Annotated in this window: 1 protein-coding gene; it reads left to right on the forward strand. The window is 25.4% G+C overall.

All coding sequences use genetic code 4. The features are described from left to right. Positions 1-89: 89 nt before the first annotated feature. The gene (locus tag BST80_RS05360) at positions 90-494 is read left to right on the forward strand and encodes a hypothetical protein (protein ID WP_415746299.1); all 405 of its coding nucleotides are present in this window, start codon (positions 90-92) and stop codon (positions 492-494) included. Positions 495-544: the final 50 nt, after the last annotated feature.

Here is a 544-nt window from a genome sequence, read left to right on the forward strand (position 1 = left end):
AATTAATTAAAATTATAATTTGCTATTAGTATCTTTTTAAAAATATTTACAATTATTTTAATAGGTTATGCAAGAAGTCTATTGATGAAATTCATGTTATTAGTCAAGAAGTAAGCGAAACATTATATCCGGCTCTAGAAGACAATTGCTTAAACTTAATTTTAGGAAAAGATTATAATACTAAAAATGTAACATTATCATTGCCACTGTTTACATTTTTAGCAGCAACAACTTTGTTATATCAAATTCCACAACCATTATTGAATCGTTTTACAACTGTTTTTTATTTTGAAGAATATAGTAATTTTGAAATTCAACAAATTTTAAATAATTTATTTTTACAAGTTGGATTAGTTTTACCAGCTAATGAATTACAATTACTAACAAGTTATACTCGTAATAATCCCCGCACCACTTTGCGGTTATTTTATCGAGTATATGACTATTTGGTTGTTAATTCTCGTTCAATTTGTGAGGTACCATATACATTTTAGACCAGTTAGTCTTTTAAAAATTTTAACACAGCTTCAGTTGGTGTTAAAAA

Source organism: Spiroplasma sp. Moj (genome assembly GCF_016082285.1).
Lineage (GTDB): Bacteria > Bacillota_I > Bacilli_A > Mycoplasmatales > Mycoplasmataceae > Spiroplasma > Spiroplasma phoeniceum.